The 1407-nt window shown below is 31.1% G+C and carries 2 protein-coding genes; both read left to right on the forward strand.

The features are described from left to right. A partial coding sequence (locus J3U56_RS11935; RefSeq protein WP_267367927.1) for a hypothetical protein occupies positions 1-553 on the forward strand: 553 nt, incomplete at its 5' end. A gap of 541 nt (positions 554-1094) precedes the next feature. Beyond that, a partial coding sequence (locus tag J3U56_RS11940) for a hypothetical protein (RefSeq protein WP_267367929.1) occupies positions 1095-1407 on the forward strand: 313 nt, incomplete at its 3' end.

Raw genomic sequence — 1407 nt, forward strand, 5'->3', positions numbered from 1 at the left:
ATATAGTGCTGATAAAGGCAAAACTTGGCAAAACATCGGTAAAATTACGCTCCCTATACCACAAAAATGGGCAATAATACCTACGCAAGTAACAGGATTTTTACATTTTGGTAGTTATATAGCCTACGATGAATGTAGAAGAATAATAGATGGTCAAGCAATGCCCACAACAACATCCGATCAGGTTAATGATATGTCAGAAGCAGGTAAAACTTGGCGACAAAAATATCTGTATCGAAGAGATGAATTGACCAACTCTTTACAAGCTTACAGACCAGAAGGGACATCTAGCTCAATAGATTTTTTCGAAAAACCCGCTGCTCGAGATTTAGGTACTTTTGTTAGTGAATGGGGAATATTTCCTCAATTTGGAAACTATCTTTGGACAGCTGAAATGTATCGTACAAACAAGCCATTTGCTGTACACTCACGCCCAGGTCTATCTCATGCGTTGGGAAGCGTTACGGATGAAGGGATGTATCTTGGTCAAGGTCAATCAGCACAAATTTTATGCCGGGGCGAAAATGGAATCAGCACACTCCCTACAAAATAAAAGGGTTACCTAATAAATTATATGTTGTTAGTCGTTTGTCAGGTTAGATATTGATAATCTGACAAATTGTCCATAACGTGGTATTTAACTACATTATAATTATAGTCAAAATACCACTTAGGTCGTAAAACTGTTATTTCGAAAATCTAGCCCTATTGTTTCAGATTTTACTTTTGCTGAGTCGTCAAACGTCAAATGGGTAAAATTGTTATGTCGATTCATTCATTCGGCGCAATAATTCTTCATAAAAAATAATATTATTATCGTTTTTGATATGGCTTTAATCCTTTATAGTCATTCCACTTCATATCACTATAATCTATATCAATTGTGTGTTGAATTATGCTTGTCAATTAATTTATTGATTTACAAATTTAAACAATTATTTATAGATTATTATATTCAAATATGTGAAAATTAAAAACAATCAACACTGTGTTGTTATACCGTTAAGTGATAACTAATGTTATAGGTTTGATATATGTTTAAAATTAGGAAATTTTTCATAGATGATAAATATCCTATTTATAGGTTATTTATAATGAAGCGAAAATTAATTTTCTTATTCTTTATTAATTTTAAATTTAATATTTTTAATCAATTAATATGGCATCTAATTTTTAAACGGATCAATCCTTCCAATAAGGTTATACACCTAAAACTTAACTCAACGTTATCTATTATTGGTATTCATTTTTTATTTATTCTTTTTTCACCTTATACTGAAGCATTATCAAATGTGACAGCTAAAACCATTGTAGGTAGTGCACCTTATTTACAATTAAAATCAGATCAAGACGGAAATGTAGGGACTAAAATCAAAGGATTGAATGAATTACTTGGTTTTAGAATGC

The sequence above is a fragment of the Gilliamella sp. B2824 genome (genome assembly GCF_026536245.1).
Taxonomy (GTDB): Bacteria; Pseudomonadota; Gammaproteobacteria; order Enterobacterales; family Orbaceae; genus Gilliamella.